Consider the following 6,706-nt stretch of genomic DNA (forward strand, 5'->3'; position numbering starts at 1 on the left):
GCGTGATCCGCCTGAAATTCCTGATGCTTCTGAGCGCTCTGGCGCTTGTCTCGGGCGTATCGGCCCAGGCCGAGGCGCGGCTTGTGGGCTCCTATACCTGGAACTCGTTCGACGGCCGGGTCGGCGGGATCTCGGCGCTCGAAATAGCGCCGGACGGCCTGGATTTCACCGCGATGAACGACCGGGCGACCCTGTTCGAGGGCCGGCTCATACGGGGCGGGGCCGGCGAGGTCGTGGGGGTGCGGGCGGCGATCCGCCCGATGATGCGGCCCAACGGCCGGCGGGCCGACAGCGGCGGCGCCGACACCGAAGGGCTGGCCATCGCGCCGGACGGGACGCTTTACGCGAGCCTCGAAGGGCCGGCGCGGGTCTGGCGCGTCACCCCGGGCGAGACCGTGCCGCGGCCCTTGCGCATTCCGGGCGAATTCCGCGCCCTGCCGCGCAACGGCGCGCTCGAGGCCATGGCGATCGCGCCGGACAATTCCCTGTTCGTGATCCCGGAATCGCCGGTGCGGGACGGCACCTTTGCGATCTACCGCTACCAGGGCGGCACCTGGACAACGGCGTTCAAGATGACGGCAACCGAGGGCTTCGCCCCGGTCGGGGCGGATTTCGGGCCCGACGGGCGGCTTTACATCCTGGAGCGGAATTTCTCGATGCTGGGATTTCGGAGCCAGGTGCGGCGGATCACCCTCGCGCCGCTGGGCTCGGAGCTGATCCTGCAGACGGCGCGGGGCGTGCACGACAACCTGGAAGGGATCGCCGTCTGGCAGGACGCGGGCGGGGCGATCCGGCTGACCATGGTGTCGGACGACAATTTCTTCGCGATCCAGAAGACGGAGTTCGTCGACTACCGGCTTGACTGACCGGGGCGCGGGGACTAGGCCCCGCGCGTTCCCGACGACGGGAACCAAGTGCCGCACCCTTGCCAAAACGGACCCAGATCACATGACCCGCATTCTTCCCGGCATTCTCGCCATGGCCCTCGTCGTTGTGGCCTCCAATATCCTCGTGCAGTTCCTGATCCTCGACGGATTGCTGACCTGGGGCGCCTTCACCTATCCGATCGCCTTTCTCGTGACCGACGTGATGAACCGCATCTACGGCGCCGGACCCGCCCGCCGGGTTGTGCTTGCCGGGTTTATCGTGGGCGTCGCCTGTTCGCTGATCGGCAGCCGGATCATGCTGGAGTTCGGCCCGGCCGTGCCGCTGCGCGTGGCCATCGGGTCGGGAACCGCGTTCCTGGTGGCGCAGCTTCTGGACGTCGCGATCTTCTCCCGCCTGCGCGAGGGCCCCTGGTGGCGGGCGCCGCTGGCCTCGACGCTGGTGGGATCGACCGTGGACACCGCGCTGTTCTTCACCATCGCCTTTTCGGCGGCCCTGTCCTTCGGTGCCGCCGCGGATTCCAACGTGGCCTGGGCGCAGGACCCCGCGCCGTTCCTGCTGGCCGGGCCGATGGCGCCGCTCTGGACGACGCTCGCGGTGGCGGACTGGGCGGTCAAACTGGCCGTCGCCTTGCTGGCTTTGATGCCGTTTCGCCTCATTACCGGGCACTTCCGCGCGAGCGCCGTCTAAGGCTTGCGGAAATTCATTTGACATACACCAAATCTGTGCAACGTTCGGTGTCAGGCGAAATCAATGAAAGGAGGTGATCCAGTGTCTAGAGAGAGATTGGAGAGAGGTGTCGGGACAGCGTGGAGGGATCATTCCTGAGGCAGCCCTTGGGACTGTGACTTTTGCGTTGGGGCTCCTAACCGACCCCACCTCCTGAACTTTCGAAGGGCCGTCCCATCGCCGGGGCGGCCCTTTTCGATTCAGGTCGCATTGGTCGATCTGTTTCGCCGCGCTGCGCGCGCCGACCCATGCGAGGGGCTTTGCCCCTCGCGCTCCCCAGGATATTTTTGGCCTTATGTATCAAACGCACCAGCCCGGCGGAGGGCTGAGAAGTGATTAAGATTGCTGCTACTGCGATACTACTGAATGTATCTTGCATTGGAGTATTCGAGCATTCTAGTGCTGAACGGCCTCAACCATCTTTTGCTTTCTTCAAAGCCAACAGCAATGACCTCTGCGCCAAAATTGTTAGAATTGACTGCAAGTCGATAACTTACACAAATGAAGACGATGACAACCTGATCATCACTGCCGGGACGTGCTTCCTGGATGTATTCATACCGGCATCTCCCGGACCACGTGTATTTGGGGAATTCAGCCGTTTCGCCGGGGAAAATAATTTGCGTATGGCCCCTTCGCCTTTTCCCGATGCAGTGCTGAGCATATTGTGCGCACTCAACGCCTATTTTTTGGTAATGGTTCCGTTTAACCGGCAACCACTCGAGATGAACATCATATGCGGGGGCTTTGCCCTTGTTGGACAAGTCATAGTTCCACGACAGGTTCAACAAGTGACCGCGATCATTAACTTCGCACTCAATACCCCTGACTATCGTGACCCAAGGTCGCTGCTCTTGACGCATGATCTCATTGGCTTCGAGAGCAGCATTAGTGGCCATTACAGCAGCGGCGTTAGTTTTGTTGGCGGATCGGAGGGTGAGCAACAAGACGAACGTGGCAACTATCGTTACGGATGCCATGATCCACTGTGCGAGCGTATCGCTAGACGAAACGTAGTCGCCAGTCCAACGCCACCACCAAAAAGCAGTGTCGCCATTATTCTGGCCGCTTTGGCCATCTGGGGATTGGGGTGTTACTTTGTCCTGCGCAAGATAGCTGAGCCAAAGGATTAAATTCAGGGCCAACCCAATACCTGTCACTAGGCCAAGTGCAAATGCTCCGTCCCGATAGCCCTTAGACATGCCAACATAAACGCCGCTGAAAACTTCCCTCGGGACAGTTTGTTGGCAACGTTCACCTCTTTCTCACTGATTCCAATATCAGCAAGCTTTTCAACAAGCTTAGCGTAAGTCACCCCCTTACGTTTCAACTCTGCCTTGAGCAGCCCCGCTGCCATCTTTTCCCAGTCGTTTTGATCCGGCATATATCCCTCATGATGTAAAAACTAACATTTACGATATCTAACCTATTGCAAGCAGTATGTAATGATACTATTTTCGATATGTAATCAACGGATACAGTATAAAATGGCACAGCACTTCCTCCTTTCAGCAGCGTCACGCACCCTCAGCCTTCGCGCGATCTACAAGGCTGGCGAGGAAGCGGCTTACCGGACGTTCTGCGAAATGCGTTGGCCCGAAACCAACGGCGCGGCTGTCTGCCCCCGTTGCAGCCATGACGAAACATACAAGATCGCCACCCGCCGCAAGTTCAAGTGCAAGGCATGTGCGCACCAATTCAGCGTCACCAGCGGCACGATATTCGCCAGCCGGAAGATGGCGTTCGTTGACCTGCTGGCTGCGATCTGCATCCTTGTGAACGCTTCCAAGGGTGTGTCCATGATCCAACTGAGCCGCGACCTGGACTGCCAGTACAAGACGGCCTTCGTTTTGGATCACAAGCTGCGCGAGGCAATGGCGCAAGAGGTTCAGACCGGCGCACCGCTTGAAGGTCACGTTGAAATCGACGGGGCATACTTTGGCGGTCACGTCCGCCCCGCCAACGCCAAGGTTGATCGCGTGGACCGCCGCTTGAAGCGCCACCAGACCGGCAAGCGCCGCGTCGTCGTGACCATGCGTGAACGCGATGGCCGCACCCTGCCGATGGTCGCCATGCACGAGGGCGAGGGCGTCGGCTTTGCAGTCCAGAACGTCAGCCGCACCGCCACCATGTCCGCCGATGAAGCCTCCCACTGGGATCTGCTGCACAACGGTTGGATAGTGGGCCGCGTGAACCACAGCGAAATCTACAGCGACCACGGCAAGCACACCAACATGGTCGAGAGCTTCTTTAGCCGCCTGCGCCGCATGGTTCTGGGCCAGGACCACCAAGTCAGCCCGCAGTACCTGCACCAGTACGCGAATCACGCCGCATGGCTTGAGGACAACCGCCGTACCGACAACGGGACGCTGGCGCACATCCTCGTGTCGAACGCGATGGACGCGCCGGTCAGCCGGTCGTGGAAGGGGTACTGGCAGCGGGCGGCTTGAAACCGGATTGTGTATCCCGCTACTATGAAAAATGGCTTTAACCATTGAAGATATAGCATTACTTCTGTCAGGAAACTTGCGCTCACTCGCGGTTGGCAAGGTCGTAAATCAGGCCCGAATGCACTTAAGCCAAAAGACGTCTTGGGTTTGCTTTCATCCGATAGCACTAGGCATATTTTGCAGGCGCATGGGGATCACATAGAGCCATCAACCATGCTAACCTTGCCAACGTTGCTGTTGAACGGAATGTGGTTGGCGGACAGACCAAATTCTTGCCGAATATCTTACGAAGAGGTGTCTACCGGTGTTCGATATTTGGCCGCCTTAAAAGCAACAAAAGATAGACGAGAGATATACGTAAGCACATTTCACCGCTCCCAAAAGGGCCAGACGAAAGCGCTCTTAAAGCGGGCTAAAATTCTTAGGAATCACCTATAAAATTAGGTGTCATGCGGTGGGGCCTGCCATGAACCCCACAAAGCGCTCCCACCTGCTTAGGGTGGTGCTACGGCCGGCAGATTCTCACCGTGTCACACATGACAAATGCTTAAGCAAGCGGGCTATCAGCACGAAAAAGGTAGGCCCCTTTCGCTCGGATGTCAATTTTTAAGGCGTTAAAAAACAGTGAAGCTCACGCTACGCCAACTTCCACACTCGCCCTTCCCTAAAGACAATACCCCGACGCTTGAGCCGCGCCAGCCCCAGCGCAACGCGCTTGTAGGCGGCTTCTGATGATAGCTCCGGCCTCTGCTGTCCGACATGCGCCGCTGCCTCACGCTGCGTCATGGGCCTGTCCCGTAGCGCGTCCATCAGCATCCATGCCATACGCCCTTTGCCTGCTGCGTCGATCCTGACGGCAGCACAGCAGGAAGTCCAACCCCTCGCATTGTCAGAAGCGCTTCGACGTGTGTCAGCCCGTCACCGCCGTTGCGGATCATGTCCTTGCGAAGCGCCAACAGCGCGTTGTCTATCGTCTTGTCCTGCATGGCCTCGATGATGATTCACATCGCGCCGGAATGCAGCTACTCTCTTGGTGCGTTTGATACATAAGGCCGGATATTTTCGACCAGAAGAAGGTGCGGCCTTTGTCGTGTTTGTGCGCTAGAATGGCCCGATGACTTTGCAGATTACCGAAACGGTCTCGATCGAGGATTGGGAAATCACCGAGCAGTTCGTGCGGGCGAGCGGCCCGGGCGGGCAGAACGTGAACAAGGTGTCTTCGGCTGTGGAGCTGCGGTTTGAAGCGGCGCGATCGCCGTCGTTGCCCGAGCATGCCAAGCGGCGGTTACAGCGGATCGCGGGGCGGCGCTGGACCAAGGAGGGCGCCGTCGTTGTGCAGGTGTCCGAGGAGCGGTCGCAGGCGCGGAACAGGGAGACCGCGCGGGAACGGCTGCGGGAGCTGATCCGCAAGGCGCTCGAGCGGCCGAAGCGGCGGGTGCCGACGCGGGTCACACCGTCGCAAAAGCGCAAGCGGCTGGAGGCGAAGAAGGCGCGGAGCGAGGTGAAGTCCATGCGGGGGAAGGTCGAGGAATGAAAGTCGGGATTGTCGGCGCCGGGATGGTCGGGTCGTCCGCCGCGTTTGCCATGGTGATGCGCGGGGGCGCCTCGCGGATCGTGCTGGTAGACTTGGACGAGAAACGGGCGCGGGCGGAGGCGGAGGATATCGGCCATGCGGTGCCTTTTGGGGCTGCCGTGCGGGTCGATGCCGGTGGGTATGACGATCTGCGCGGCTGCGGTGTCGTGGTGCTGGCCTGCGGGGTCGGGCAGAAGCCCGGGGAGACCCGGCTGCAGCTGCTGGGGCGGAACGCGGCGGTGTTCCGGTCTGTCGTGGGCGAGGTGATGCGGGTCTGTCCGGAGGCCATTCTGCTGGTGGCGTCGAACCCAGTGGACATCATGGGGCAGATCACGCAGCGGTTGTCGGGTTTGCCGGCAGGGCGGGTGATCGGCTCCGGCACGATCCTGGATACGGCGCGGTTCCGGTGGCTTCTGGGGCGGCACCTCGGCATCGCGCCGCGGTCCGTGCATGGCTATGTGCTGGGCGAGCACGGGGATTCCGAGGTTCTGGCCTGGTCCGCGGCGCGGGCGGGCAACGTGAGCGTCGGGTCCTTTGCCGCCCAGATGGGGGCGCCAATCACCGATGAGGTGCGGGCGCGGATCGATACCGGCGTCCGGCGGGCGGCCTATACGATCATCGAGGGCAAGGGCGCGACCTGGTACGGGATCGGCGCGGGGCTGGCGCGGATCGTGGCGGCCATCGCGGCGGATGAGGGGGCGGTCCTGACGGTGTCCGTCGCCTCTGAGGTGCTGGGGGTGCGGGACGTGGCCTGTTCCCTGCCCCGGGTCGTGGGGGCGGAGGGCGTGGTCGCGGAGCTGGTGCCGGAGCTGGACGACAGCGAGACGGAGGCGCTGCGGGCGTCGGCGGAGATGCTGAAGCGGACGGTGGAGGCGGTTGGGATGTGAGGTGATAGTGTGCTGTTAAGGCAGGCGACCAAACTGCTAGGCTCAGGACCCATTAAACGGGTTGAGGCTGCGCGGTCTGCGTGATTCATCGTCCCCGAACCAAAGGGGGCATGATGAGCGATCTGTATTGGCTGAGCGAGGCTCAGATGGCGCGGCTGAGGCCCTATTTTCCGAAGAGCCAT

Annotated in this window: 8 protein-coding genes; 6 read left to right on the plus strand and 2 right to left on the minus strand. The window is 61.0% G+C overall.

All coding sequences use genetic code 11. The features are described from left to right. The first annotated feature begins 2 nt into the window (after positions 1-2). From ROA7023_RS20030 to ROA7023_RS24110, 3 genes are all read left to right on the plus strand, one after another. Entirely contained in the window at positions 3-866 is an 864-nt protein-coding gene (locus ROA7023_RS20030) for an esterase-like activity of phytase family protein (protein ID WP_085880772.1), read from the plus strand. Positions 867-948: 82 nt separating this feature from the next. Further along, entirely contained in the window at positions 949-1,575 is a 627-nt protein-coding gene (locus ROA7023_RS20035; protein ID WP_085880773.1) for a queuosine precursor transporter, read from the plus strand. Positions 1,576-1,946: 371 nt separating this feature from the next. Next, positions 1,947-2,747: a hypothetical protein gene (locus ROA7023_RS24110; RefSeq protein ID WP_143535679.1), complete on the plus strand. Its 801-nt coding sequence runs from the start codon at positions 1,947-1,949 to the stop codon at positions 2,745-2,747. A gap of 26 nt (positions 2,748-2,773) precedes the next feature. Here the strand turns inward: ROA7023_RS24110 and ROA7023_RS20040 are convergent, their stop codons facing one another. Continuing rightward, positions 2,774-2,998: a DUF6471 domain-containing protein gene (locus ROA7023_RS20040; protein WP_085880774.1), complete on the minus strand. Its 225-nt coding sequence runs from the start codon at positions 2,996-2,998 to the stop codon at positions 2,774-2,776. Between the two features lie 103 nt (positions 2,999-3,101). On the opposite strand from ROA7023_RS20040, the gene ROA7023_RS20045 reads away from it, so the two are divergent. Then, positions 3,102-4,064, plus strand: coding sequence for an IS1595 family transposase (locus tag ROA7023_RS20045; protein WP_085880775.1), 963 nt, complete (start codon positions 3,102-3,104; stop codon positions 4,062-4,064). Between the two features lie 809 nt (positions 4,065-4,873). On the opposite strand, the gene ROA7023_RS24585 is transcribed toward ROA7023_RS20045, so the two are convergent. Continuing rightward, positions 4,874-5,050, minus strand: a complete 177-nt coding sequence (locus ROA7023_RS24585) for a hypothetical protein (RefSeq protein WP_159458612.1) — start codon at positions 5,048-5,050, stop codon at positions 4,874-4,876. 128 nt (positions 5,051-5,178) lie between these two features. Between ROA7023_RS24585 and arfB the strand changes: the two genes are divergently transcribed. Next, entirely contained in the window at positions 5,179-5,598 is a 420-nt protein-coding gene (gene arfB, locus ROA7023_RS20055; RefSeq protein WP_085880777.1) for an alternative ribosome rescue aminoacyl-tRNA hydrolase ArfB, read from the plus strand. Further along, positions 5,595-6,524, plus strand: coding sequence for an L-lactate dehydrogenase (locus ROA7023_RS20060; RefSeq protein ID WP_085880778.1), 930 nt, complete (start codon positions 5,595-5,597; stop codon positions 6,522-6,524). Before arfB ends, ROA7023_RS20060 begins: the two co-directional genes overlap by 4 nt. The last annotated feature ends 182 nt before the right edge of the window (positions 6,525-6,706 follow it).

Origin of the sequence: Roseisalinus antarcticus, from assembly GCF_900172355.1 — a bacterium.
Classification (GTDB): Bacteria; Pseudomonadota; Alphaproteobacteria; order Rhodobacterales; family Rhodobacteraceae; genus Oceanicola; species Oceanicola antarcticus_A.

What these genes read in the sequence shown, in the direction of transcription:
- arfB (WP_085880777.1), top strand. Translation starts at nt 5,179, where the DNA reads ATGACTTTGCAGATTACCGAAACGGTCTCGATCGAGGATTGGGAAATC.
- ROA7023_RS20040 (WP_085880774.1), bottom strand. Translation starts at nt 2,998, where the DNA reads ATGCCGGATCAAAACGACTGGGAAAAGATGGCAGCGGGGCTGCTCAAG.
- ROA7023_RS20060 (WP_085880778.1), top strand. Translation starts at nt 5,595, where the DNA reads ATGAAAGTCGGGATTGTCGGCGCCGGGATGGTCGGGTCGTCCGCCGCG.
- ROA7023_RS20035 (WP_085880773.1), top strand. Translation starts at nt 949, where the DNA reads ATGACCCGCATTCTTCCCGGCATTCTCGCCATGGCCCTCGTCGTTGTG.
- ROA7023_RS24585 (WP_159458612.1), bottom strand. Translation starts at nt 5,050, where the DNA reads ATGCAGGACAAGACGATAGACAACGCGCTGTTGGCGCTTCGCAAGGAC.
- ROA7023_RS20045 (WP_085880775.1), top strand. Translation starts at nt 3,102, where the DNA reads ATGGCACAGCACTTCCTCCTTTCAGCAGCGTCACGCACCCTCAGCCTT.